Source organism: Psychrobacillus sp. FSL K6-2836 (assembly GCF_038003085.1).
Classification (GTDB): domain Bacteria; phylum Bacillota; class Bacilli; order Bacillales_A; family Planococcaceae; genus Psychrobacillus.
Map to the genome: position 1 here is coordinate 3,095,266 of NZ_JBBOOM010000001.1, position 25,740 is coordinate 3,121,005.

22 protein-coding genes are annotated in these 25,740 nt (G+C 36.1%); 15 read left to right on the top strand and 7 right to left on the bottom strand.

The window, feature by feature from the left end:
- The first annotated feature begins 90 nt into the window (after positions 1-90).
- A complete protein-coding gene (locus tag MKY37_RS14730) occupies positions 91-1,152 on the top strand; it encodes an LLM class flavin-dependent oxidoreductase (RefSeq protein ID WP_340778310.1) in 1,062 nt (353 codons plus the stop codon).
- 219 nt (positions 1,153-1,371) lie between these two features.
- Positions 1,372-3,744, top strand: coding sequence for a polyprenyl synthetase family protein (locus tag MKY37_RS14735; RefSeq protein ID WP_340778313.1), 2,373 nt, complete (start codon positions 1,372-1,374; stop codon positions 3,742-3,744).
- A 231-nt stretch (positions 3,745-3,975) separates the two neighbouring features.
- Here the strand turns inward: MKY37_RS14735 and MKY37_RS14740 are convergent, their stop codons facing one another.
- The gene (locus MKY37_RS14740; RefSeq protein WP_340779949.1) at positions 3,976-4,470 is read right to left on the bottom strand and encodes a L,D-transpeptidase family protein; all 495 of its coding nucleotides are present in this window, start codon (positions 4,468-4,470) and stop codon (positions 3,976-3,978) included.
- Between the two features lie 183 nt (positions 4,471-4,653).
- Between MKY37_RS14740 and MKY37_RS14745 the strand changes: the two genes are divergently transcribed.
- Together MKY37_RS14745 and MKY37_RS14750 are read left to right on the top strand one after the other, a co-directional pair.
- A complete protein-coding gene (locus MKY37_RS14745; RefSeq protein ID WP_340778316.1) occupies positions 4,654-5,343 on the top strand; it encodes a hypothetical protein in 690 nt (229 codons plus the stop codon).
- A gap of 138 nt (positions 5,344-5,481) precedes the next feature.
- Complete coding sequence (locus MKY37_RS14750; RefSeq protein WP_340778317.1) at positions 5,482-6,387, top strand: hypothetical protein; 906 nt, start codon at positions 5,482-5,484, stop codon at positions 6,385-6,387.
- A 284-nt stretch (positions 6,388-6,671) separates the two neighbouring features.
- Here the strand turns inward: MKY37_RS14750 and MKY37_RS14755 are convergent, their stop codons facing one another.
- The 4 genes from MKY37_RS14755 to MKY37_RS14770 all read right to left on the bottom strand — a co-directional run bounded on the left by MKY37_RS14755 (position 6,672) and on the right by MKY37_RS14770 (position 11,705).
- Positions 6,672-7,571: an RNA polymerase sigma-70 factor gene (locus MKY37_RS14755; RefSeq protein ID WP_340778320.1), complete on the bottom strand. Its 900-nt coding sequence runs from the start codon at positions 7,569-7,571 to the stop codon at positions 6,672-6,674.
- A gap of 4 nt (positions 7,572-7,575) precedes the next feature.
- Positions 7,576-8,853, bottom strand: a complete 1,278-nt coding sequence (locus MKY37_RS14760) for a phytoene desaturase family protein (protein WP_340778322.1) — start codon at positions 8,851-8,853, stop codon at positions 7,576-7,578.
- A 401-nt stretch (positions 8,854-9,254) separates the two neighbouring features.
- Positions 9,255-11,063 (bottom strand): sulfatase-like hydrolase/transferase, encoded by a 1,809-nt coding sequence (locus MKY37_RS14765; protein ID WP_340778324.1) that lies wholly within the window; start codon positions 11,061-11,063, stop codon positions 9,255-9,257.
- A gap of 111 nt (positions 11,064-11,174) precedes the next feature.
- Positions 11,175-11,705 carry a TetR/AcrR family transcriptional regulator gene (locus MKY37_RS14770; protein ID WP_340778326.1) on the bottom strand — a complete coding sequence of 177 codons (531 nt, stop codon included), beginning with the start codon at positions 11,703-11,705 and terminating at the stop codon, positions 11,175-11,177.
- Between the two features lie 220 nt (positions 11,706-11,925).
- Here MKY37_RS14770 and MKY37_RS14775 point away from each other — a divergent pair, with 220 nt between their 5' ends.
- Complete coding sequence (locus MKY37_RS14775; protein ID WP_340778329.1) at positions 11,926-14,103, top strand: MMPL family transporter; 2,178 nt, start codon at positions 11,926-11,928, stop codon at positions 14,101-14,103.
- A 668-nt stretch (positions 14,104-14,771) separates the two neighbouring features.
- Here the strand turns inward: MKY37_RS14775 and MKY37_RS14780 are convergent.
- Both MKY37_RS14780 and MKY37_RS14785 read right to left on the bottom strand, forming a co-directional pair.
- A complete protein-coding gene (locus MKY37_RS14780; RefSeq protein ID WP_340778332.1) occupies positions 14,772-15,515 on the bottom strand; it encodes a GTP pyrophosphokinase in 744 nt (247 codons plus the stop codon).
- Positions 15,516-15,652: 137 nt separating this feature from the next.
- On the bottom strand, positions 15,653-15,904 hold the full coding sequence (locus MKY37_RS14785; RefSeq protein ID WP_340779951.1) for a phospholipase: 252 nt from the start codon (positions 15,902-15,904) through the stop codon (positions 15,653-15,655).
- Positions 15,905-16,317: 413 nt separating this feature from the next.
- Here MKY37_RS14785 and MKY37_RS14790 point away from each other — a divergent pair, with 413 nt between their 5' ends.
- From MKY37_RS14790 to MKY37_RS14835, 10 genes are all read left to right on the top strand, one after another.
- Entirely contained in the window at positions 16,318-18,174 is a 1,857-nt protein-coding gene (locus tag MKY37_RS14790) for a serine hydrolase domain-containing protein (protein WP_340778334.1), read from the top strand.
- Between the two features lie 209 nt (positions 18,175-18,383).
- Positions 18,384-19,382 carry a glutathione S-transferase family protein gene (locus MKY37_RS14795; protein WP_340778337.1) on the top strand — a complete coding sequence of 333 codons (999 nt, stop codon included), beginning with the start codon at positions 18,384-18,386 and terminating at the stop codon, positions 19,380-19,382.
- A 5-nt stretch (positions 19,383-19,387) separates the two neighbouring features.
- The gene (locus MKY37_RS14800; RefSeq protein ID WP_340778339.1) at positions 19,388-19,900 is read left to right on the top strand and encodes a GNAT family N-acetyltransferase; all 513 of its coding nucleotides are present in this window, start codon (positions 19,388-19,390) and stop codon (positions 19,898-19,900) included.
- A 100-nt stretch (positions 19,901-20,000) separates the two neighbouring features.
- Complete coding sequence (locus MKY37_RS14805; protein WP_340778341.1) at positions 20,001-21,713, top strand: GGDEF domain-containing protein; 1,713 nt, start codon at positions 20,001-20,003, stop codon at positions 21,711-21,713.
- Between the two features lie 96 nt (positions 21,714-21,809).
- Positions 21,810-22,520: a YwaF family protein gene (locus MKY37_RS14810; protein ID WP_340778342.1), complete on the top strand. Its 711-nt coding sequence runs from the start codon at positions 21,810-21,812 to the stop codon at positions 22,518-22,520.
- Positions 22,510-23,286: a methyltransferase domain-containing protein gene (locus MKY37_RS14815; protein WP_340778344.1), complete on the top strand. Its 777-nt coding sequence runs from the start codon at positions 22,510-22,512 to the stop codon at positions 23,284-23,286. The genes MKY37_RS14810 and MKY37_RS14815 overlap by 11 nt, the downstream gene beginning before the upstream one ends.
- Before the next feature lie 70 nt (positions 23,287-23,356).
- Positions 23,357-24,142 carry an SDR family oxidoreductase gene (locus tag MKY37_RS14820; RefSeq protein WP_340778348.1) on the top strand — a complete coding sequence of 262 codons (786 nt, stop codon included), beginning with the start codon at positions 23,357-23,359 and terminating at the stop codon, positions 24,140-24,142.
- Between the two features lie 172 nt (positions 24,143-24,314).
- The gene (locus MKY37_RS14825; RefSeq protein WP_340778349.1) at positions 24,315-24,776 is read left to right on the top strand and encodes a hypothetical protein; all 462 of its coding nucleotides are present in this window, start codon (positions 24,315-24,317) and stop codon (positions 24,774-24,776) included.
- 326 nt (positions 24,777-25,102) lie between these two features.
- Entirely contained in the window at positions 25,103-25,243 is a 141-nt protein-coding gene (locus tag MKY37_RS14830) for a hypothetical protein (RefSeq protein WP_340778351.1), read from the top strand.
- A 16-nt stretch (positions 25,244-25,259) separates the two neighbouring features.
- Positions 25,260-25,727 carry a cytochrome c oxidase subunit II gene (locus MKY37_RS14835; protein ID WP_340778353.1) on the top strand — a complete coding sequence of 156 codons (468 nt, stop codon included), beginning with the start codon at positions 25,260-25,262 and terminating at the stop codon, positions 25,725-25,727.
- The last annotated feature ends 13 nt before the right edge of the window (positions 25,728-25,740 follow it).

The window sequence follows — 25,740 nt, forward strand, 5'->3', positions numbered from 1 at the left end:
GAATATAAATAGAATGATAAGGTATGATTAAAGTCGACAAAATCTTTTATATAAACAATTGAAACCGGAGAATCTAAGGAGGCAAATCAAATGGAAATTGGAATAACAACGTTTGTAGAAACAACTCCAGATGTAAAAACTGGCAAAGTAATCAGCCATGCTGAGCGCATTCGTGAGGTTGTAGAAGAAATTGTATTGGCAGATCAGGTAGGTTTAGATGTTTTTGGTGTAGGTGAACATCATCGAAAGGATTATGCCGCTTCTGCACCGGCAGTTCTTCTGGCTGCCGCAGCTTCTCAGACAAAGCAAATAAGACTTACAAGTGCTGTTACGGTACTTTCTTCTGATGATCCAGTACGAGTATTTGAGGAGTTTTCTACATTAGATGCTATTTCCAATGGGCGTGCAGAAATTATGGCTGGACGTGGTTCATTTATCGAATCCTTCCCACTTTTTGGCTATGATTTAAAGGACTATGATGAATTGTACGAGGAAAAGTTAGATTTGCTACTAAAAATACGGGAGTCTGAAATGGTTACTTGGAATGGTGGTAAGCATCGAGCTGCGATTCAGAATCGTGGGGTTTATCCGCGTCCTGTACAAAACCCTCTACCGGTTTGGATCGCAAGTGGTGGAACTCCGCAATCCGTTGCGCGAGCTGGTTTCCTTGGATTGCCACTTGTGTTAGCAATTATTGGAGGAAGCCCATTGCAGTTTGAACCACTTGTGAAGCTATATAAGAAAGCTGCTAGTGAAGCAGGACATGACTTATCGAAGTTGACAGTTGCCTCACACTCTCACGGGTTTGTTGCTGAAAGTACAGATACTGCAGTGGATAAATTTTTCCCGCCAACACAGCAAGCGATGAACGTTTTAGGAAGAGAACGTGGATGGGGTCCGTATACTCGTTCAACCTTCGATGCTGCTCGTAGCCTTGAAGGAGCTTTATATGTAGGAGATGTAAAGTCAGTAGCCGATAAGATTATATTCCTTCGTAAAAACGTAGGTATCACACGCTTTATGCTCCATGTACCAGTTGGTTCGATGCCTCATGAAGACGTGATGAGAGCAATTGAACTACTAGGTAAAGAAGTGGCGCCGATCGTTCGTGCAGAAATTGATAGATGGGAAGCAGATAGTGAAGGTAATTAATATAGTTTTTTCTAAAAAATTTTTAATATAGAATTACTAAGAGAACGGTTTTCGTTCTCTTTTTTTTATTTTTCTATTATGAAGTGGTAGTTCTACTCATAGGAATAGAAAGAGTTATAAAATTAGAGGTTCATAATAAGTTAAAAAAGAGTTAGATGTTATAATAAATATAATATTTATTTCGGAATTTACAAAAAAGAAGTGAAGGTGAGTAATGATATGAACGAGAATTTAATCATCAATGCCGATGATTGCTATAAGCAAGCAGAGGAAAAGGCCAATCATTATTTCCAATCACTTTATACGCAGGTTCAGCAAAGGACGTATGCGAAAATCCTTACAGAAGATATACACTTGTGGAAACATAACCATATCCGGAATCCTTCCATTCTATCATTATTTTCAAGAGGGAAAGGAAAAGCTAATGCTAGCGGGTACCATAATTATATAAAGTGGCTAAATTATACAGGGAAATTAGATAATTATTTGAATCGAAGCATTTCCTATATTTTTATGCGAGATCTAGGCAAATCATTGAACTCTCCAGACACAGAAAGCCGGATCCGGAATGTAGTGGAAAGTTTGAAGAATCATCTTACATCTACGACAAAGGATCGAAAGAATGATGGAGAGATGTTCAGTATGAGTGGTTTGTACCGCCTTGCACAGAAGGAAGGTGTGGAATCGACCTTCATATGGCTGATCAACAAGCTCAAGATAGTATCCGCAAATATTCCGACAGGGATGGATGCTGAGCATGCACAGCGAAAACTTATTAAAATCATTGCCGGGGTAATTATGCAAGAAATTGAAGAGATGAACAATGAGGTTCCTAAAGAAGAGAGGAAGCTGAGGCTAGATAAAGCAATTAGGCTAGGTTATTCCTATGGACTTACCTATCCGTTTATTGACGATCTTCTAGATGCAAAAATTTTATCAGACGAAGAAGAAAAACAATACGCCAATCTGATACGAACAACACTTACTACTGGAGTAGTCCCAGAACTAGAACAATGGATTGGAAATAACGCAGAGTTAATAGGTTATGTTCATGCAGAACTCCGAGAAGCCTTTGATTATATAAAGGCTAATCAGCGGCAGGAGACAAGAAATAACTTTTTTGAGCAATCTTATGTGTTTTTCAATTCACAAGAAGTAGATCGTGAAAAAGACCTCGCTAATGCAAAATATACAAACGAAGAGTTGTATATACCAGTTATTTTAAAATCCGCTTTTTCCCGATTGATTGTTCGTTCCGTAATTGGTGCTCCTGAGGATGAGGGATTTGACAGCAGAACATTTTTTTATGGCATTTACAATCAACTTGCAGATGATTTTGCAGATATGTTTGATGACATGGAGGAGGGCGCAGTAACTCCCTATACGTACTACTTGAAGTATCACGATAAACGGTCGGATCTCATAAATCCTTTTGAAATGTACTGGACAGTAATCTCTAATTTGATTCATCAAGTTTATAATTCAGATAAAATGACGCGTGAGGTAATTTTAGATCGTGCTATAAACGGGCTAAAACGATTTAAGGAGCGAGCAGGTGCGGAAAAATACAAAGAGGTAATGGACCTTTTTGCTTCCGGAAATCCTAAATTCAATAAACTAATTCAAGAGATGGTGCGAAAAGCGGACGATGTAGATTTCTTTGACAAATTGCTGCGTGATCATATGATTACAAGCTTGAAAAATGACAGGCAGGGGCAGGAAGACTTTATAGATAATGCAAAAACTATACGTAGCCAGATTAACAAAGTCCTTAATATCCCGAAAACCAATGAGGTGACTGATTCCATAATAGATGCTGCAAACTATAGTCTACAAGGTGATGGAAAGCGACTAAGACCAATAGTCACGTGGTTCATGGGAGTAAATGCATATGGCTTAAGTAGCTCAGTACTTGAACCACTTTTAAAATCATTAGAATATATGCATACAGCCTCTCTCATTTTTGACGATCTTCCGTCCCAAGATAATGCTTCACTTCGTAGAGGTCGTCCAACACTCCATGAGGTTTATAATATTTCTATTGCAGAGTTAACTGGGCTTTTTCTGACGCAGAAGGCTATTTGGGAACAAACCACTTTGGAGCAGTTCGATTCGAAAGCTGTGCTTCGACTTATCCAGTATTCGGCTCAAGTGACAGCTGATATGTGCAGAGGCCAAGCGATGGACTTAAATTCCACAGGAGAAAAATTGACTTTAGAACAATTAAATAAAATGTGCTTTTACAAAACCGGACTAGGATTTGAAGCATCTATTCTAATGCCAGCAATTCTTTCAAATACTAGTAAATTAGAAATAGAAGCATTGAAAAAATTTGCACGCCATGCAGGTATTGCATTTCAGATTAAGGATGACCTTCTCGATGTAGAGGGTGATACAGCCTTACTTGGAAAAACGATTGGTAAGGATATAGAAAATAACAGCTCAACTTTTGTATCTATACTAGGTGTGAATGATGCCAAAAAAGAAATGTGGGAAAATTACTGCATTGCGATGGAATCATTACAAGATGTACCACGGGATACAACTTTTTTGAAGCATTTTTTGGACTATATTATCAATCGCGACAAGTAGGACTTGGTAATATTTCCTAAAGTTTTCGGAGGGCGACAGACAGACAAAATGCTATAAGATTACCGCAAAAAGGGATGCTGGTTGGTCGTGACGAACGTCACAACCAACCAGCATCCCTAAAAATTCACTCGATAATCATATAGCAAAACGGCTGTCCAAAGACCTTTGAAAACGATAGAAACAGGTTTTGAACGTAAAGGAACGAGCCTCTTTTTTGCATGGTTTTTCTAATTACGGTCGTATAGAAACCGGGGTTCCTATTGGAATAATACGTGCTAATTCCTCAACATCTTTATTGTGCATGCGGATGCAACCACGTGAGACCGCTTTACCAATGGAACTAGGATTGTTTGTGCCGTGGATTCCATAATGTTCTTTCGATAAACTCATCCACATTGTGCCGAATGGTCCACCCGGATTAGGAGCTTTATTAATAATGATAAAATGCCCTACAGGTGTATTGAATAATATTCTTCCCACAGCAATAGGATACTCTTTTTGTAAAAGACCGTCTTTTAGTAATCGTAGCCGACGATTATTTATAGAAACCTCTATTTGATATGGAAGCGTATTTGGGTCCGGATAGCCTGGTATAACAATGGATTGGCCAATAAAAAGTACATTCGGATTTATAGATTGGTTAGCGTTAATTATTTCGGATAGGGGTGTCCGAAAGTCTCTGGCTATTTGACTCAGTGTTTCCCCTTGTTGAACAGTATGAATCAGTGTAAACACCTCCGTTATTAATTGTTAAAATAGTATATTATATGTTAATTTTAAAAAATGCTTCATCATGTCGTTTTTTTTCGATATATACAACCTACTCGCGGAAAGTCTTTTAATTTTAGTATAAGGACATAGTTTCACGAATAGAATCTCTTATAACAGAATTCTAAAGGTGGAATGAGATTGAAAATACTATTTATATTTCTATTATTTATTGTTTATTTTGCATTATCACTTTCTCTAGAAAGTACAAAAGCAATTGGCATATATTTAATCATTTCATTGTTATTATTCTTTTGGGGAGTAGTAGAGTGGAGACGAACTATTAATAGAAGAAACAATGAAAACAGAAGGAGATGTGAGGAATTGCTCGCGGAGATTCCACATACTCAATCTCTGATTTCGGACAATTTGTTAAATGTTATGCTAATTGATGATGTAAACAATATTCTTTATATACTTCAAAGGGATTCTCTGGAAGAAGATTTTAGTATAGAAAATATTCCGTTTTTTCAAGTACTAGAGGCTGCAATAGTAGAGGAAGAACATGTTGTAAACTTATATCCTAAGGAAGGTTTACTGGGAAGCACTCTAGTGAATAACGAAGGAATAATGGATGAAGATTTAGATGAAGATGAAGATGAAGAAGATGATGAGGAAGAATTCATAGAAGCATTGTGTTTGAAAATAGTAGTAGATGATTTAACCAATCCCATTTTAGAATATCCATTTATAGAATATGGAAAATCCCTTGAGATAGACTCGGAAGAATATATGGAAGCAAATTCACTTTGTAACGAATGGTATCAAAAACTATGTATTATTATTAAACGCTATGAACATGACAAAGTAGTTGTAAGACTTTGGCAATAAAGAAAATAGAAGTGGAGTATATTTATAAATTGAATAGAAGTACTAAATTGAACCATTCTAAAGGGTAGTAATTTTCTATGTAACGATATAGACAGGAAAACGTCTATATTAATAGATGACCTTTTAGGAGGCGAAAATATGAAAAAAATACTAAGTGCAATTCTTTTGATGAGTATTTCTTTAGTTGGATGTGGAAACATGGAAAATGACGTAAAGGTACTTTCGGAAGAGCATCCTCCAGAAGAGACTAATAACCAAGAGGAAAAGGTTGTACGTAAATTAGTAGAAACATTTGGAAGTCGACTGCAAAACGTTTCATTACTAGGTCCAGATGAGGACTTAAAAAAGAGCATGCAAGAAAATTATCAAGAATTGGTTAAACCAGAGCTTATTGAAAAATGGTTGGATGATCCGCTAAACGCTCCAGGCAGACTAACTTCCAGTCCATGGCCAGATCGGATTGAAATTAGTTCGCTCCAACAAAAGTCAGAAATTGTATATGCGATGACTGGTGAAATAATCGAAATAACAAGTGGCGATGCGATGGCAAACAGAATACCGATAGAACTTTTAGTAGAGAAAATAGGTGAAAAGTGGCTGATAAGCGAGATAGTAATGACCGATACTGATCAGAATAATTCAACTGTTTATCAAAATTCCGAATACAACTTTTCTTTCACATTACCGGATACTTGGAAAAACTATTCAATTGTAACAGACAAGTGGGAAGGCTTATCCATTCCTACAACTAGTAAAGAAGAAGTAATTGAAACAGGACCGATGATATCCATTCGTCATCCCGAGTGGTCTGCCAAAGATCCTCGCCAAGATATTCCCATCATGATTTTGACAATAGAACAATGGGATTTGCTGCAGCAAGAAAAATTTCATATAGGAGCAGCACCAATTCCTCCAACTGAATTAGCAAGAAATGACAAATATGTTTTTGCTTTACCAGCACGATATAATTTTGCATTTCCAAAGGGATATGAAGAAGTTGAGCAGATTTTAGAAGGAAATCCAATAGAAGTAACTGAACAATAACATGATAAAAGGTGTCAAACCAAGTAATGGAAGATGCTTGGGGCGGCACCTTTTTAATTTTAGCGAAAATAATTTAAAGCAATAAGGTAGTAGTTGGGAAGAGCACACAGTGGCTTCCAATAATAGAAGTCGTAGTATATTTAGGAATTTTTGTGAATGAGAAAAAACTAACAAAGCCATAGTTAGTTATTAGTAAAGACAAAAAAATAGTTGAATTAGAAAGTGAAGTTATACTAGCTAATTTTTGGATTGAATTAAAGGATAATAATATTATTTGTGTAAGTTCAATTTTCTGTAGTGGGAGAGAAGAAATCATCCACTAATTGAAGTCTCAATTTATCTGGGTTCATTGTAATATAAAATTCATCAATTTTGTCACTTTTAATGTAAAAGCTGATGACACTGTGTAACTTACTATTCATATAATTTATCATTGCAGGCTGACCATTGACATTTTTTATCTCAAAATAATAATCTGGAGAGGTCTTCTTCGCAATACCATATAAAAACGCCAACACATTCGGCAAAGAATGGATAGGGCGTATAGCTGCTCTTACTTTTCCTCCACCATCAGAATAGAGGGTAACATTTTCGGATAAAAGCTCTAGTAATATATTCATATGTTGTTGTTCAAAAGCTTGGATAAATCGGTTAATAATAGACTTGTTATTTTCATAGTTTAGACTTTCACATTCTATACCAGTGACTTTTTGCTTTGCTCGACTTAATATTTTTCGGCAGTTTTCCTCTTTCTTCTCCAGGACATTTGCAATTTCTGAATAGGAGAACTCAAAAACTTCTCTTAATAGTAAAGCTGCTCTTTCATCTGGTGCCAAATGCTCCATCATTCTTAAGTAAGCAATACTTAAACTTTCTTTTTGTAGAACAACCTCAGATGGATCGAGGCCATGTGCTTTCTCAAGCAATAAGGGTTCCGGATTCCATGGTCCCACATATTCTTCTCGTTTGTATCGAGAGGACCTTAAGCTATCTATACACCGATTTGTCATCATCTTACAAAGGTAAGCTTTAACGTTTTCAATTTTGTCTTCTTCAACTTGATAGACTTTTAAAAAAGTTTCTTGTACAAGATCTTCGGCTTCTACTACAGATCCGAGCATACGATAACCTATGGAAAACAATAACGGTTTATACTGTTGGTAAACTTCATTGCTAATTTGCACAACATCACCTCTGCTCTTTTTCTATTATTTCTTCCGCAGCCTGCTTCGCGCTACTTACTGCTCCTTCTGATAATATGGAGTGAGAAGAGACCCAGTCCCCTGCTAAATATAATCCAGTAACCTCCGATTTAGAACGCTGTAACTTTTGTTCATCTCCTATTTGAGGTAAGCGCTGGTTAACTGTAATAGTAGGCATAAAACGACTAGAAATTTTGTGTTTTTGCCAGCCAGGCTGTATCTTTTCTAAAAATTGTTCAAGCTCTTTTTTAAGTTCTTTTCCATCAATGTTATCATCTGGGTGAAGATATTTGAACACATGTAGTACGATAGTATTTTTGTTGTCGGAAAGAACAGCAGAATTTGAATGTACGGAATAGTAAAAGGGTTCCGTTATTTCCATAGCAAATAGTCGATTTGGTTTAGGAAGCTGTGTTAGTGCGATATCTAAAGCAGCTCCCTTTACAGGTGACATTTGAGCAAAAAAATCCATCTGCGTTTGTGTAGTGTTATCACCTAACATTTTCATAAGCTCTTGAGGTCCAGTTGTACTGAGTACATACTTGCATATTAGTTCCTCTTTAGTTGAAAGGGACAATATTATATTATTCTCTGCCATTTTAATCTCATTAACTATTACGCCTGTTTGTATTTGTACCCCAGAGATAACCGCCTTGTTGTGAAGCTGGTCAATAATTGTCTGCCAACCTTTATCTATATAAAGTACACCTTGCGTAACCATCTTTAGATGGGTAACTATGACACTTGCACTTACTTTCTCAGGGGCATGGCAGTAAGTTGCTAGCCTACCAAGAATAAGGAGTAGAGATTGAACATTTTTGGAATTGGTTATTTGTTGAACCCATTGTTGAAAAGTTTGCTCTGAAAGCTTTTCGATATCCGTACTTTTAAGTTTCACTAAAACCTTCAACCACTCCATACGCTCTTTCCAGCTCAAAAAGCCAGTTGTAAATACTCCTAAAGGGTTAAAAGGAGCAGTATATTCCACCTTATCATTCATTAATAATCCCTGTAATTTTGGTGACTTACCATATAATTCTATACCGAGTTCTTGAAGAATAGGTACTGCGTTTCCTTTTTTATAAAGAGCATGTGGACCCAAATTAAAAAACTCCTGATTAATCTTATCCGTTCTAGCTCTACCACCAACTTTTTTATCTTTTTCAATGATTAATATAGACATCCCTGTTTTAGCTAAATAATTTGCTGCAACATAACCCGCCAAACCACCACCTACTATTACAACATCCCATGTACCTTTCATAAGATGAATCCCTCCTCTTTTATTTCATAACTTAAGACGGGGGTGGAGAATGATTTGTGACACTTTTCAAAAAAGGTTTTTTTACAAATGGCAAGTAAGGGAATGCAAAAGCAAACTTATACAAGAGTGTTTAGCTTCTATACGAGAGCCACCAATTTATGCGATCGGAAAGTTACGCTATACGAGAGTGTTGACCTTCGATACGAGAGCGACTAAAGCCTATACGAGAGCCACCAATTTATGCGATCGGAAAGTTACGCTATACGAGAGTGTTGGCCTTCGATACGAGAGAAACTAAAGCCGATACGAGAGCCACCAATTTATGCGATCGCAAAGATACGCTATACGAGAGTGTTGACCTTCGATACGAGAGAAACTAAAGCCTATATGAGAGGGCCTACTTAGTTCTTACAGCTCGGCATACCTGGAACAGTTCCACTCGTTGGTGATAATCTTTTTTGATTGGATTGTTCGTGGAGTATATTTACTATTATTTTTTGAATAACTTTTGACTCAGGTGTTTCGTTCAAATGAAATGCAAGATTGCATTCTTCCATTGGGTCCCTTGTAACATTGTATAATTCATATTGATCTTCGACTGGGGATTGCTTGGTTGTTGTTATACAAATTGCAACTTCCTTCGTATCTGAAACTGGTTGGGAATCTTTCAGATCCTTCTCTTCATCATCTATTCCAGGATTACTCCAAAATTGAGGGTTATCAAAATACCGAGTAAGCTTCCAAATCTCCTCCGTTTTTTCTTTTCCAGTAGGTAATTTCAAAATCACCGTTTCTAAATGATTTGGCTGAATAACTGATTCATATGGTTTTCCAGTTACAGTAAACTGGTTCAATCCTTTCGTCACTTCATCATCCGTCATAAAATATATAGGTTCGTTTGCTCGAGTGAATTTGTTATTCCCGTTTAGCAATTCGGAGAGATCTCGTCCTACCAATGGATGCACTTCGGTATGACTTTTTTTGAGGTCATTTTGAGCATCGGTAACATCGATATTTGCGAGACCTAGAAGTGTTGGGATAATGTCTAAATGGCTGGTGATCATGTCAGTTTCCTTAGTAGTAGAAAACTTCGGGCTATGAATAATTAATGGGACATGAAGGGATTCTTCATAAGCATTATGCCATTTTTGAAATAAACCACCATGAGCCCCGACTAAACTTCCATGATCTGCTGTAAAAACGATAATCGTATCCTCATAAAAAACAGAAGATTGAAGAGCCTGAAATACTTTATACATCTCATCGTCTACCTTTTTTTGAAGAGAATAGTAAAGCTGTCGATAAAGTAGTGAATCGAACGTTGGCTGAAGTGCTTGTTGATATACATCACGATAACTCAAGTGAGCGGATGGTTTAGTGAGTAGGTTTTCATTAGCTGTAGGAGCAGGCGGAACAAATGGGAGAGTCGGATCAATTTCAAAATTAAATGTGGGATTGAATCGAGTGAAAAGCCCAAGGAGAGTAATATCATGAGGATTTACAAAGGAGGACACAATGAGCCAGGGCTGATCGTCTTCTAAATGTGCATTTTTCTCAAGCGAATGAATTAAATCTACGACCTCGGCTGCATAAACTTCATCCCGACCACTTACACCGACACCAGCAGAAGACCCGGAGTTTCGTGGATTTGACCCATGTGGTTCAGGACCAATCCAACCATCGAAACCATAATTATTCAAACGATTGGCATGTTCATAAAGTTGCTCTTGTGCACGATTAGATACACCAGTTTTAGTGTTGTAGCTAGGTAGGGCCTTATGTGTACCCGGAATTAAAATATCCTCATCGGAAAGATGCCATTTTCCTTTCCAATATGTTTGATATCCTGCAGTACGAAAGTATTCGCCTAAAGTAGGTACCGTATTATGATCTAGCCAAAATACATCAGGGTCGAATGCGCCTTTTGCAACGCCAGTCGTTTGTGTCACACCGTGCAGTGATGGGTATTGTCCAGTAAAAAGAGTTGCCCTGCTTGGTGAACAAGCCGTACTTCCAATATAATGATTTAAAAATGTCATCCCATTATTTCTTAAAAGCTCTTGTGTTTTTAAATTTTTTACTCGCCATTTTTTTAAAGCTTCGGTTTCGTAAACAGTCGGAAATCTCTCTTCATCTACAATCATAAAAAGAATATTTGGTCGCTTTTTATGGTGATGAGAACTTGAAAAGACTTTATTTGATTTGTTCAATTTAAAAACTCCTCCATTTATTTTATCTATCTATTTAGCTTATGAAAAATGAAGGAGGTGTAATGGATATTTAGTCTAGAGAGATGTCCAATTTTTAAACAAAGGAAATAGTTACGTAACGTACATACTTTCTAAAATTTGTACAACTTCTTCAACAGGAATTTTCATATCATCATTTAACCATTTTCTTATTACTTCAATGGTTCCTCCTGTTGAATAAGAGAAATAATATTCTAAATAAGTATTATTTGCATTTGGTAACTGTTTCTTTTCTGCGATTGAATTTTCATAGGTAAAATTCAAAATTGTATTAAATACCCGAGAGCTACTTTTTTCATTTAAAATGATTTTGCAGAATTCTTTGTTTTCAATTATCAAATTCAATACTCCATGAAGGGATTCGTCTCCTGAATTATTTATTTTACTCATCATATTCTCTATCATTTCATCTTCAATACTTCTCATTAAATCAAAAGGGTCATTGTAATAAGAATAAAAAGTTCCACGATTAATATCAGCTTCTTTGCAAATCTCAGTTACGGTAATTTTATTTAAGTTTTTTTCCTGAAGTAACAGTAAAAAAGCATCTATAATTACTTTTTTACTATATAGGGTTCTTCGGTTTCCTTTTATACCAACCATGTATTTCTCCTCCTACTTACCATCAAATCTATTTATTATGTCGTTATTTGAACAAAAGTTTTAAAAGTTGTCCTTTTAATAACAGGTAGTTCAACATTGTTTATTGTTATCTTCCAATAGCTTTAATATACTATTTCTGTACCATTAAAACAACAGAGTGTTTAAATAATAACTAGTTGTTTTAATAGGGAGGGTAATTTAGGATGAAAGGAAGCTTTAAATGGCAAAGTATCTTTACAAGTTAGGTAAATGGGCAGCAAATAATAACAAAAAAGTAATCGGAAGCACATTAGCGATTCTCATTGTTATAGCAATCTTTGCACTAAATCTGGGACCAAATTTTTCGGAAGAGATGACTATACCAGGAACTGAATCAGAAAAAGCGCTTCAACTCATGAAAAAAGAATTTCCATCTAATACGGGTGGTCAAGTACAGTTAGTATTAAAAGCACCGGAAAATAAAACCTTAGATTCCGAAGAGGTTAACAAAGTAATTAAAGACACATTGATAGCGATAAAAGACAACGACAATCATGTTGTTTCTGTAGTTACTCCGGTTGAATTAGGGAATTTAAGTAAAGATAAAAAAATCGGTTATGCGATTGTTGCTTACGATGTAGCAGCCGATAAAGTATCGGAAAAATCAAAGGACAATATTATTGAAAATATAAAAGAGACTCGTGATGCTGGTATTCAAACGGAGTTAGCTGGTGATGTTGTATTTTCTGAACTGGAAATTGGAGGAATCACAGAAGCTATTGGAGTAGTAGTAGCCTATGTTATATTGGCAATTACTTTTGTCTCCTTCTTAGCGGCAGGAATGCCAATCTTAATGGCAGTTATAGGACTAGCTATTGGTCTATTATTGATAGTGATTGGAACAAATTATTTGGATATTACTTCTGTTTCGATAACCTTAGCTGCAATGTTAGGATTGGCAGTAGGTATCGATTATGCTCTCTTTATAATGACTCGGTTTAGACAACAAAGGAAAGAAGGATACTCCGTTTCAGAGTCTGTAGCAATTGCAACTGGAACAGCCGGCAGTGCTGTAGTGTTTGCTGGTATAACTGTCATTATTGCACTGTTAGGTTTATCTGTTGCACAAATTCCATTTCTAACAATGATGGGTCTATCTGCAGCACTTTGCGTTCTATTGGCAATATTGATAGCAGTTATTGTGGTGCCGGCCTTTTTAGGAATGATGGGTCAAAAAGTAGGACCAGATAGAAAAAATACTTTTTTAACAAAAATTAAAAGTGATAAAAAACAGACTACTTCCGATAGATGGGGGAATTTTGTTGCAAAACAGCCGTGGAAGGTTGCGATTGTTGGAATTGTAGTTCTTTCTATAATTGCGACTCCTATGCTCCATATGGAACTTGGTCTCCCAGATAACGGTTCGAAAAATGAAGAGACAACGGAAAGAAAAGCATATGATTTACTAACTGAAGCTTATGGACCTGGCCATCATGCAACGTTACTTGTAGTTGCAAAAACCTCAAGTGAAACTACCAATTTACAATTGGCGTTAAATGATACTATAGAAGAGTTAAGTGGTTTATCAAATGTAAAAAGTGTTAGTCCTGCAATTCCTGGACCTTCAGGTGAGTTATATCTTATTTCTATTACTCCAGAGACAGGGTCAAACGATTCAGCAACAAAAGATCTTGTAAATGATATTAGAAAAAGGTCCGATTTCTTGGAAAAATCCGATCATATAACATTAATGGTTACAGGTTCTACAGCGGTAAATATTGATATATCACAAAAATTGAGTGATGCATTGCCAGTATTTGCGCTATTAATTATTGGATTTTCATTCGTTTTATTGGTACTAGTATTTAGATCTATTTTAGTTCCATTAAAAGCAGTTCTGGGCTTTGTACTTTCTTTAGGTGCAACGCTAGGATTTACGGTATTTATTGTACAGGATGGAAACTTGATTGATTTATTTGGATTTCCTATTGCAGATCCAGTATTAAGTTTCTTACCAGTAATAGTAATAGGAATATTGTTTGGATTAGCAATGGACTATGAGGTCTTTTTAGTTAGTAGAATGCGTGAAGTATATACACATACAGGAAATGCACGAGAGGCTGTTTTAGCTGGGATGAGAGATAGTGGTGGAGTAGTTACAGCTGCTGGGTTAATCATGATTTCAGTGTTTACTGGATTTATGTTAGCACCAGATCCAATGATTAAATCAATGGGCTTAGCACTCACATTTGGTGTTCTATTCGATGCATTTGTAGTAAGAATGGCTATTGTACCTGCAGTAATGATTATAATGGGGAACTCGGCTTGGTATTTGCCAAAGTGGTTAGATAAAATACTTCCGAATTTAGATATAGAGGGAGAAGCATTTATGAAAGAAGTGGAAAAAAACAAGAAATAATACTGTGGTGAGTAACTCTTAAGTAAATTTCTTAAACTTCATACATTTAGTTGAATAATACAAAAAAGGACCTAAAGTAGGTCCTTTTTTTTAGATAGGAAAGTATAGAAAAATGACCAGGGAACACTGAGTTTTCAGCACTATTAAAAATGAATGAATACTGATTTCGGTTTCAGGTGGTTACAAAGGAACGAAGGCTAGGAGCGTCACCTCATGTGGCAATGCCTTCGTGACCAACCTCCTGTTGGCCTCCGCAGGGTGATCCACGAACCATGGAAATAGTAAGTGGTTACTATATAAAGAAGTATTATAGCGAACGAAATTGCATCTTCGTGAGCTTACTCTAGGAATAGTTAGTAGCTTTTCTCTAGTTATCCAAAAATGCACTAACCTGTTTCTAAAAGTTGTGGTTGGACGACGGACAGACAAATGCCATAAGATTATGGAGAAAAGAGCAGCTGGTCGTGGTGTTAGTCACGACCAGCTGCTCTAAAAAATATTCGGTGATCATATAGCGACAAGTCTGTTCAGAGGACTTCGAAAACATTAGAAACATGTTTTGAACTATATGGACCAGGCATTTTTTGCCTGGCTATTCTTATTATTGAAATACTATCAAAAAGCCTCAACAGATATCTACTATATTGCAATACAAGTCAAAGGATATCTTATTTAACTTTTTCTAGCATTTCCAAAAAAGCAGGAGGAATGGTTATTGGCTGACTTGAATTGCTTATTAGCTTAGTTATTTCATCTACTTCAGTTATTTTATTTTCATCTTTAATTACTTTAACTTCGTTATGCAGTCTTTCCATTTTCTCATCTAGTGCAAATGCCGAATCGGCCGCTTCTTTTAACTCGATTAATAATTGTTCCGGCACAAACTGATCATATTTATAAAAGATTTTATGTTCAAGGCTTGCCCAAAAATCCATTGCAATAGTTCGGATTTGCACTTCGACCGTCACAATTTCCTTGCCATCCGACATAAACACGGGAGTTTCCAACAACACATGCAAACTCTTATAGCCATTACTTTTTGGATTTTTAATATAATCTTTTACTTCCAATACTTTTATATCACTTTGTTTTTCCAACATCTCAAATACCCGATAAATATCAGAAATAAAAGAACAAGAAACCCGCAATCCCGCAATGTCTTTCACATTTTCTCGTATACTGTCTACTGAAATACTTTTACCCTTTCGATTAAGTTTTTTTAAAATACTTTCTGGTGATTTCAATCTAGAATTCGTATGTTCAATTGGATTATAGTCATGGATCATTAAAAATTCTTCTCGTAGAATTTCAATTTTTGTTTCAAGCTCACTTAATGCAAATTTATATAACAGCATCATTCGCGTCATTTTCTTTTTCATCTGCTGAAACTGTTCTACTTGCTCTGGATTCATCTATAAGCGCTCCTTCAAATATCTACCTGTAAAAAGGATAACAAATTTATCATTGCTAAACAAATATATCGATAGGTAGCGAAAGCGAAATGAACCGTATTAACCTACTATCTTTTTATAATAGTATTTATTTTTTATTATCTAGAATCTTTACAAGTAAATGCTGTCTGTAATTTCATATAATTATATAGCTTGCGAGCATGTCTTCCTTTTTTTGTGTAATTATTGATTTTAGGCTCTAGCCGACGGAGAAATTCTCGATCACATTCACACCGATTATTTCCCCTTCTATAACATTCATCATGTGCTTTACAAGCCGCATCCACATCATTTATTGGTGCACCAGGTCCACTGCAACCGGGTCCACACCAATTGTACCCTGGCAACACGCAAAAACTGGGTTTTCTATTTTTTCTACGTGCCAAATTAAAAACCTCCTTAGAATTGATTTACTTCTTATAGTCTATTCCGAAACTTTAACAGTGTATAAACTATCAAACAAAAAATGTCATTTATTAGTGGAGGAAAGTAGCAATTAAATATAGATAGCACCTTTTGTTGTTCTCACAACATATTCACTTCATTTAACTCTCTTTCTCGTCTACTTAGCACATTGCGGAATGTTTCACATGATGATGTGAAGAAAAGAGTAGAAAGGCAGTCGAAGCAGTAGGAAAAGATGTTTTATTAGTATATTTTGATGCTACAGAGGAATAAGAAGCATCCAATTTATGTGATAATAAGAATATAGCGAAAAATCTGGTAATAAGATAATAGAGACAAAAAAATGGGGATGAAAAAAATGAGAAAAGTTATATTGTTTGTTGTTTTCGTTTTACTTATTAGTCAATACCCAACAACGATGTTGGCAACTGAAAATAGCGATGCAACACCATCAGGTATTCCTTACTCAGAACTACAGCATCGGGTGGATGAATACGCTGCAAACTATATTGGGGAAACAACAACTGGGGCAGCAATTGCCATTGTGAAAGATGGAGAGTTAGTTATTAATTCATCGTATGGTTATGGTGATTTAGAAAAGAAGGAAGAAGTTAGGGAGGATACGGTTTTTGAATGGGGATCTGCCACTAAGCTACTAGTATGGACAAGTGTGATGCAGCTTGTGGAACAAGGTAAACTGGACTTAGAAGAAGATATTCAAGCGTACTTGCCTCAAGGGTTTTTCAAAAAACTAAAATATGATACACCAATTACCATGTTAAATCTTATGCACCATGACGCTGGATGGGAGGATAATTATACGGATTTATTTTATCATTCGGCTAAAGATGTTAAACCTTTAGGGGAAATGCTAACTATTTCCGAACCAAGTCAGATTAACAAACCAGGAGAAATTGTCGCCTATTCCAATTATGGGGTTGCTGTTGCAGGCTATATTGTAGAAAAAATTACGGAACAACCATTTTATGACTATGTGAATGAACATATTTTTACCGCTCTTGATATGAAGAACACAGCCATACACCCTTCACAAGAAGATAATAAGAGTGTCGCACTGAAAAGGGAATCCGTCCATGGGTACTTAGGAAATAGAGATAGTGGTTTTAGCCGTTCACCATACAGCAGAATATATATCGGTTTATACCCTGCCGGTAGTGCAATTGGAACAACGGAGGATGCTGCAAAGTTTCTTGCGGCATTGATGCCTCAAGAAGGAAAAAATAGTCCTTTGTTTAAGACTAATACTACTTTAGATAATATGCTTACTACAAGCGATTATTATGATGATGGTATCCCTAGAAATGCACATGGGTTTTGGCAAGGCATGTATGCAGTAGGGGTGCTTGAGCATGGGGGAAATACAGATAGCTTTTCTAGTAATTTCACCTTTTCGAAGGAAGAAAATTTAGCTGTTATAGTGATGACAAATCAAATTGCTGAAACAGGATTAAGTTATGGGTTACCTGTTTATATATATGGCGATTATGTTCACGAAGACAGTGAAGGGGCATTATCAACTGCCCGTGATTTGGAAGGAAGCTATATGCAGGCAAGACAAGTCTATAAAGGTTTTTCCAAGTTAATGGGTGTTTTTATGACAGGTCATTTAAAGGCAGAAGATGATTCAACTTTTGCTTTGTTTGGTACGACATTCAAAAAAGTTTCTCCTTATTTATACCGGTCGACAGATGAACATAACTTGTTTCTTCATTTTACAGAGGATGATGGAAAAGTAGAGAAAGTTTCAATGATGGTTACAGATATGTTCCCAATGCCTATAGGTTTGAAGAGCTTTTCTATTTTTAGTAGTATTACCACGGTCATTTCCGTTTTGTACTTGTTTGGTTCACTAATAGCGATGACTGTAAACAGCATCAGAAATAGAAAAAAGTCTATTACCACTTTACCAACTAAGAAGTGGATTATTTTATTAAATGTAGCTGGAATCATGGCGTTATTTAATGTCGCAATACTAGCATATCGAACACTTTACTACGCATCGTATGCATCGTTAAAAATACATTTTTGGATTAACTATACTTATTTAGCTATGGTTGCAATATGTATAACGACAATTGCAATACAGTGGAAAAAAGCTCCGTCTAGTAAATTACAAAACATAAACTATATTCTTTCATGTATGGTGGGTTTCTTGCTAGCGACTTTAATCATAGGCTGGGAACTTTATAAGTAACCTTTAGCAACCATATAGTTTAAGACCTGGTGGCTGATATTCAGAAATAAAACTGCACCTAGTCTAAACCAATTAAGTTAAGGCTAGGTGCTAAATGTTTTGGAATTAAAATAAACGGCGTTTAATATACCTTGACTTCAAGATAATATTTCCTTAAGCTTAACTAAACCAAGTGGAAAAATATGCTTTATAATAAAGGATGATGAAAAGTGAAAGAGACTAATAAACAAATACCATCAGAAGTCGATGAAAAGGGCAAATTTATTCGTCAAAAAAATCGTTTTGCCACACCTTTCGGAAATGAACCTGGGGAGCTTCCAGTAGAAGCTGGAAGATATCGTCTTTTATGGGCGGCGGTTTGTCCGTGGGCACATCGCTCTGTCATTGTACGAAGTGTACTTGGGTTAGAAAATGTTATTAGCTTAGGTACAGCAAGTCCGATGCGTCCGAATATTAATCGAGTAGATTGGGAGTTTTCATTGGATGAAAATGGAGTAGATCCTGTTTTAGGTATTAAATATATGAGTGAAATATATCTTCAAGCAGATGCTACATATGAGGGCAGACCAACAGTACCTGTTATTGTCGATGTGAAAGAGAAAAAAGCCGTGAACAACGATTACTTCCGATTAACAAATCATTTAGAGACAGCTTGGAAACCATTCCACAAAGAAAATGCACCAAATTTGTATCCGGAGCATTTGCGTGAAGAGATTGATGCATTAAGTGATACTATTTTCCATGAAGTGAATAATGGTGTATATAAATGTGGTTTTGCTCGTTCGCAGGAGGCTTATGAAGAGGCATATGATGTTTTATTTGCTCGATTAGACCAATTAGAAGAACGACTTTCTACACAACGCTTCTTATTGGGAGACTATATAACGGATTCAGATGTCCGCTTATATGCGACACTTGTCCGCTTCGATGTTGCGTATTATGCTGCTTTTAAAACAAATCGAAATCGCATCGTAGATTTTCCGAATTTGTGGGGTTACCTACGCGATTTATATCAAACACCTGGATTCGGAGATACAACAGACTTTCAAGCGATTAAAATTCACTATCATTTATCGAACCATATTGCGAGTGATGATCAAAAAGGGTCAAATAACATACTACCAAAAGGTCCAGATACCACTATCTTCAGCTTAAAACATGATCGTGAAGCTTTGAGTGGTAAGGAAGTGAAATATCTTATTCAATAAGGGAGATGGGAAAATTGTTCATACGTGATTCGAAAGAGGAAGAATTAGCTTATATACGTGAAATGAGATTACAGGCATACGAGGAGCATGCATCCAAAATACCAGAAGCTCATTGGAATACACTCAAACAATCCATCTTATCGGATGCAGATTCAAAACCTGGTATTGAAAGAATGGTAGCAGAGATTAATGGAGAAATAGTAGGAAGTGTTGCCTTATTTGCACCGGATAAGCAAATTTACGAGGGCTTATTAGATGAAGAACTGGATTACCCAGAGCTACGTATGCTAGCAATCTCTCAACAGGCAAGAGGAAAAGGAGTAGCTACAGCACTCATCAATGAATGCATTAAGCGCACAAAAGAAAAAGGTTTCACGGAGATGGGACTCCATACCGCAGATTTTATGGAAAATGCCATAAAACTATATACTCATCTTGGCTTTGAACGATTGCCGCAATTTGACTTTGAACCAGCAAATGATGGAATTATCGTAAAAGCATTCCGGATTACGGTTTAATTTTCAAAATGAAAGAATAAACAAAAAAGTACCTGGCCCAAAGCAATTCACGTTGTTTTGGACCAGGTACTTTTTTATAGAATTTATTTCTAGTAGAATATTGCTATTTAAATTATCTGAATATAAAATTAGTGGAAGACAAGCAGACGAAAATGTGAAATATAAGGGGGATGTTATGTTATCACAACCTAATACATTAATGATGGTGATTTTAGAAATTCGAAAAACTGCATTAAAGTATCCAGAGGAAGCTTTTGAAAGGGCTTCTGGTACATACGAAGAAGCGTGTATCTTACAAGCTCGTGAAGAAGAAGCTGCTTCTTTGTATGTAATGGCTGTAGCTTGTAGATCAATGACAAGATTAGAAAGTTGTTTTGATTATGCTTATGATGCCTACCAAATATATGATGAGCTAGAAGATTTAGAAGGTGTCGCAACTGCACTGAATTTAATAGGAGTGGCTTACTTTTATAATGCTATGTATGAGCAATCGATGGAAAATTTCTTAAAAGCAATGCGAGTACTGAGTCTTCCTAAAGACGCGGAGCTGATGAGTCGAATTTATAATAATATCGGAGAAATATACCGAAAGATAGGTAATACGGAGGAAGCTCTAATAGCTTATTTGAAAGCCCTTGATTTATCACAGCAGTCCGAGGTTCTGATGAATAGTGCGGTCATTATGGGAAACATTGGGCAGGTTTATTTTCAACAAGGAGATTTGAAAGCAAGCTATAATTATTATCAAGAAAGTTATGAAATGCTTTTAAGGCTCGACAATGTGGCTTCACTTGCGGAAGTTGAAAACAAGATTGGTAAAATATATTATCTACAAAAAGATTTAGACCTGGCAAAACAATTTTATGTTCAATCACTATCTCGGTTAGAAACGATTGGAAATAAATACTATGCGATTGATGTATTGGTCGATTTGGCGGAATATGAAGTTCAGTTCAATGAACAATTATTTTTGCAGTACCTTAACAAAGCGATTAATTACGCAGAAACTATTCAGGCTAGAGAAAAATCTAGCCATATTTTTAAAAAACTATCCGACTTTTACGAATCAAAAGGGAATCATGATCTGGCATTAGACTATTACAAAAAGTTTCATCAAATGGAACAAATGGTGGGGTCTACAGCTATATCCCAGCGGTTAGAAATTATCAAACTCGAGTTAAATAAACTGTATGCTGGGGAAGAGATAGAAGAAATAGAAAATATGTATAATCAATTAGAAAATGAGATTGCTGCTCAAAAGAAAATGATGGAAGAACTTCAAAAAACCAATTTGCATCTAAGTGGGGAAGTTTTCTATGATGATTTGACACAGCTACCCAACCGAAAATATGTGACAAAATACTTGAAAGATGTATGGGATCTAGGAAGTGAAGATTTGCAAGTTGCACTTTGTATGATTGATATTGATCATTTCAAGCGCTACAATGATTTTCATGGTCATATGGAAGGTGATCATTGTTTACAGCAAGTAGCAGATTGTATGAAATCTGTGATGGATGGTCGAGAAGGCATTCTAGGGCGTTTCGGTGGAGAAGAATTTGTTTGTTTTTTAAAGGATATTAGTCGAGAAGAGTTTGCTCAATTTGCAGAAACTTTGAGAGACAAGATTGAAAAACTGTCCTTACTTTATTGTTGGGAGCAGCATTCTTTTCATGTGACTATCAGTGTGGGCGGTGTCCATGGTATTTGTAGCCAGTTTAAGGACAAAGCACAAATGTATTCTATAGCAGATGAGGAGCTTTATAGAGCGAAATCTACCGGACGTAATAACGTCAAAATTATATTCAAGTGATGAAGTTACTTGATGAGGGATTAAGCATCTTTTCTCAGACAATAAATGAATTGTACCGATATATTAATAGAATAAACGTAAAGTGGGAGGGGTAGATTGAAAACTACATTTGAAATGTTTTCAGCAGTACATCTAAGTATAATAGTTTCCTTATGCTTTTTCATACTTCTGTTATTTTTCAGTAGAAATAGGTGGACTATTGAACAACAGAAAGTTCAATTCATCGAACGTTTTTTTGCTCTTACCTTATTAATAATGGACGGTTGTTATTATATATGGCTTGTTCAAACAGGAAGATGGGACTTTGGCAACTCATTGCCACTTGAACTATGTAGTATTAGTTTAATAGTAACGATTGTTTTGCTCTGGACAGGGAATAAGAAGATCTATCCATTTGTATTTTACGCAGGTATTGGAGGAGCTATTCAGGCAGTTGCTACACCAGTTTTAGATATTAACTTTCCGCATTTTAGGTTCTTTCATTTTTTCTATACGCATTTTGGAATTATTTTAACCGCCCTTTATTTTACGTGGGTGAAAGGTTACAGACCCACCTTTAAAGGGGTTATCCAGACGATGATAACGTTAAATATATTGCTACCATTCCTATTTGCTATAAATTTTCTAGTTGAAGGCAACTATATGTTTTTACGAGAAAAGCCTAAAGGTGGAAGCTTGTTGGACTTTTTAGGCCCTTATCCATGGTATATTTTATCACTAGAATTCGTTGCGCTTATTGTATTTAGCTGTTTGTGGCTTTTGTTTAAGGAGCGGAACAGTCAAGGGGAGAGTGTAGATGTTAAATAATCCAACGACCTTTTCTGAATGGTTAACACCACATTCCATAGACTGGTATCAACAACTTTCAGAATTACAGGGTGTTTATAAATATACTTGGGATTCTACAATTACAGGCCCAAGCGGAGAGTCTATTTTTGATGGAGAAGTAACAAAGATGATCAAGGATAAAAAAGTTTTGGATGTTGGTTGTGGACATGGCGAGTTTACTAAGTATTGTAGTTCGTTTGCAAAACAGATAGTGGGGTTTGATGTAACAGAAAATTTCTTAGAAGTTGCAAAAGTGAATGAAAAGTCGAATCTTTCGTTCATTGTTGGAAATACAAAACAGGGATTACCTTTTGAAAAAGAGGAGTTTGAATGTGCATTCGTCCGAAAGGGGCCAACTTCTGCATATCGAGCCCTTACAGAAGTAGTAATGAAGGGAGGATCAATTCTCGGGCTTCATCCTGGTGATGGTTCTGCAAAGGAACTTCCTCTAATTTTTCCAAATCTATTTGCCCACTCTTTTGGTACACCAATATTAAATAAAGTAAATCGACAACTGGAGATTAGTAGTTTTACTTCCGCTGAGCTCGAACATGTAACAAGTAAAGAATATCTGCATTCCCCTATAGATGTATTAAAAATACGCTGCTTTGGTCAAAAGGTCTCGGTTTATGAAAGACTAAAGAAAGAAAATTTATCGGAAATTACGCAAATATTTGAAAAAAATAGTACTCCTCAAGGGCTACCTATAACATTTTCTCGTTATATAGTTCGTTTAACCATTTAAACGAAAGAAGTGTTTTATATATTTCTGGTAGGGAACAGAAAATAGATGACACTTTGTAGGAGGAATGATTATGAGTAAAACTATTTTTATCACAGGTGCGGGTAGTGGACTTGGAAGAGGTGCTGCAATTGGACTTGCTAAGAAGGGGCATCGTTTAATCGCTACGACAGAAAATACCGCTCAGAAAACCGATCTGTTACGAGAGGCCAACGAGTTAGGTTTAGATATGGAAATATTTAAGATGGACATTACAAATGAACGAGACCGTGCTCAAATGGAAGATTATGATTTTGATATTTTTGTTGCTAATGCCGCTATCAATGAAGGAGGTCCACTAGGAGAGGTACCAATGGATCGGATTCGTGCATTGTTTGAAGTAAATGTTTTCGCTACTTTAGAAACGGTGCAGATTGCTACTAAGAAATTCGTGAGTAATGGTAGTGGAAAGATAGTATTTATGAGTTCTATTGCAGGCGTATCTGCAACACCTTATGTGGGTCCATATACTGCCACAAAGCATGCAATTGAAGGAATTGCCAAGACTCTTGAAAAAGAGTTAAAAGTGTTTGGAGTACAAGTGGCAACGGTTAATCCTGGACCATATAAAACAGGATTTAATGATAGAAGTGCGGAGGAAAAATATAAATGGTATAATGAAGAAAGCAATTTCACCAACAAGGAAGATATGCAAAAACAAGAAGAGCAGTTAAAAAACCAATTCGATCCCAAAGATATGATTGAAAAAATGATTGAAATCATACCAGCTGACCATCATAAGTTTCGTACTATGTATCCACAAGAAACTGAAAAACAAGCTAAACAAGCTCAACAAGAACGCTGGGATATGGAAATTTAATATTTTTCATATAGGGGTAGAGCTAACCAATATACTGGTGCTCTACTTTTTTTATGTATATGTTCCGGGGTGGTCGGACGAATTGCTTCAGGATCTCTGTATATATGGTGTAAAGGAATGAAAGTTGTTAATTTACAAAAGGGTCTAATTCATAAAGGAGAGAGTTAATGATATGAACTTATTTAAAAAGTCTGGTTGGAGCATGGTTGTTCTAGTAATGTTAGGTATTATTTTGCTAGGAGCCTGTTCGGAAGAGGAAACACCAAAAGAAACAGATACGCCAGGTAAACAATTAGCGATCATAAAGAATTATGAACTTTCTACCAGAAATCTTGTTTTGGATGAGGTTGAATGGATAGAGGAATCGGACAAAGATAGAATTAAGGAGTTAGGGCTGGACGTGGAGAAGGACTTACCTACTGGCTTTGTGATGTATAATGAAACAAAAGAAGAATCTAGTATGAAAGTAGCCGAGGATGCAGAGTTCTTACTTGTTAATCAAGAGAATCCCTCGGAGCCTAGAGTAGTGGATGAGAAGGAATTTATCACCTACTTACTTGGTGTCAAAGGACCTTATTATGTGACAGTTGAAGATGATGTAATAGTGAAAGTTGAAGAGAAATATATGCCATAATGATGGAAAAGCACTCAAGTTACTGTTTAGAAACAGTAACTTGAGTGCTTTTTTTGTTGCAAGTGTATAGACGTTTAGACTATGGGCTATTTTGTGATTTTATGTGCAGTGGTAATAGTTTTAAGGGCTATATTGGTGACTTTATGGGCGATGCCGTGATTTTTTGGCGGATAACAGCAGTTTAAAGGCTAATTCCACATTTTTATGGTCTATCTCAAAATTACCATCGTGTTCAAAATCACAGCTACAAGTGATTTAGAACACTTTTTAGTATGTGTTTTATTACTAGAATAGGAGTAAGAAGAAATTCAAGGAGGGCGAAACAGATGGGAATCAATAAAGAAATAAAAGTGAAAAAACATGGGGAATCTTATAGTGGAGCATTATTTGCCTCTCTCGTCTTTGTAGGGGTACCGATTATTTTATGTATTGTTCTACTACTAGTTTTATATATAGATCGAGTTTGATAGGAGGAGAAAAAGGATGAAAATGCATCGTGCAGAAGAAATTTGGCTAATAATTGGCGTAGCCATTTTAGTTATTTCGATGGCAATCACGGGATATCAGGCTTTTGCTTTGGATATGGGGACACCTAGTGGACTGGAGACAATTGATCCGCAAAAGGTTGATGAAACAGCGCCTTTTGATAAACCAGGTGTTTATAAAACGGGAGACAATGAATACGAGGTCATCATGACTCTACAAATATTCTCATTCACACCTATGGATATTGAAGTCCCAGCAGGAGCAGAAGTAACTTTTATCATGACATCTAAAGATGTTGTTCATGGCTTCCAAGTAGCAAATACTAATTTAAATGCAATGGTTACACCAGGACATATACAAAGAGTAACTCAAAAGTTCGATGAACCCGGAGAATACTTAGTTTTATGTAACGAGTATTGTGGAGCTGGACATCAGATGATGAGTACTACGATTACTGTTAAATAGGGGAAGGAGGATC

Coding starts and splice junctions, on each gene's coding strand:
- MKY37_RS14730 (WP_340778310.1), top strand. CDS start 91: ATGGAAATTGGAATAACAACGTTTGTAGAAACAACTCCAGATGTAAAA.
- MKY37_RS14735 (WP_340778313.1), top strand. CDS start 1,372: ATGAACGAGAATTTAATCATCAATGCCGATGATTGCTATAAGCAAGCA.
- MKY37_RS14750 (WP_340778317.1), top strand. CDS start 5,482: ATGAAAAAAATACTAAGTGCAATTCTTTTGATGAGTATTTCTTTAGTT.
- MKY37_RS14760 (WP_340778322.1), bottom strand. CDS start 8,853: ATGAAAGGTACATGGGATGTTGTAATAGTAGGTGGTGGTTTGGCGGGT.
- MKY37_RS14770 (WP_340778326.1), bottom strand. CDS start 11,705: ATGGTTGGTATAAAAGGAAACCGAAGAACCCTATATAGTAAAAAAGTA.
- MKY37_RS14775 (WP_340778329.1), top strand. CDS start 11,926: ATGGCAAAGTATCTTTACAAGTTAGGTAAATGGGCAGCAAATAATAAC.
- MKY37_RS14780 (WP_340778332.1), bottom strand. CDS start 15,515: ATGAATCCAGAGCAAGTAGAACAGTTTCAGCAGATGAAAAAGAAAATG.
- MKY37_RS14790 (WP_340778334.1), top strand. CDS start 16,318: ATGAGAAAAGTTATATTGTTTGTTGTTTTCGTTTTACTTATTAGTCAA.
- MKY37_RS14800 (WP_340778339.1), top strand. CDS start 19,388: ATGGGAAAATTGTTCATACGTGATTCGAAAGAGGAAGAATTAGCTTAT.
- MKY37_RS14815 (WP_340778344.1), top strand. CDS start 22,510: ATGTTAAATAATCCAACGACCTTTTCTGAATGGTTAACACCACATTCC.
- MKY37_RS14820 (WP_340778348.1), top strand. CDS start 23,357: ATGAGTAAAACTATTTTTATCACAGGTGCGGGTAGTGGACTTGGAAGA.
- MKY37_RS14825 (WP_340778349.1), top strand. CDS start 24,315: ATGAACTTATTTAAAAAGTCTGGTTGGAGCATGGTTGTTCTAGTAATG.
- MKY37_RS14830 (WP_340778351.1), top strand. CDS start 25,103: ATGGGAATCAATAAAGAAATAAAAGTGAAAAAACATGGGGAATCTTAT.
- MKY37_RS14835 (WP_340778353.1), top strand. CDS start 25,260: ATGAAAATGCATCGTGCAGAAGAAATTTGGCTAATAATTGGCGTAGCC.